General features: G+C 72.7%; 1 protein-coding gene. It reads right to left on the minus strand.

Features of this window, described 5'->3' with window-relative positions:
- On the minus strand, nt 1-330 hold a 330-nt coding region (locus ADK41_RS42475), incomplete at both ends, for a SpnB-like Rossmann fold domain-containing protein (protein WP_209438643.1).

Here is a 330-nt window from a genome sequence, read left to right on the forward strand (position 1 = left end):
ACCACCAGATGACGGGCCACCACACGACCCAGACCACCCGTACCGCCCGTCACCAACACCGTGCCCCCGGCCACCTCCCAGCCGGAAACCTCCGCACCAGACGTGGAGGACACCCGCGCCAGACGAGGCACCAGCACCTCACCACCACGCACCGCGACCTCCGCCTCGGCCCCACCCACCGCCAGAGCAGCACCCAGCAACCCGGCGGGGAGCCCGGCGTCCTGTTCGACGTCCAGCAGACCGAACCGCCCCGGATGCTCCGAGACGGCCGACCTCACCAGACCCCACACAGCGGCACCCGCCAGGTCACCGCCCTCCACGGCACCGCGC

The sequence above is a fragment of the Streptomyces caelestis genome (genome assembly GCF_001279005.1).
Classification (GTDB): domain Bacteria; phylum Actinomycetota; class Actinomycetes; order Streptomycetales; family Streptomycetaceae; genus Streptomyces; species Streptomyces heliomycini.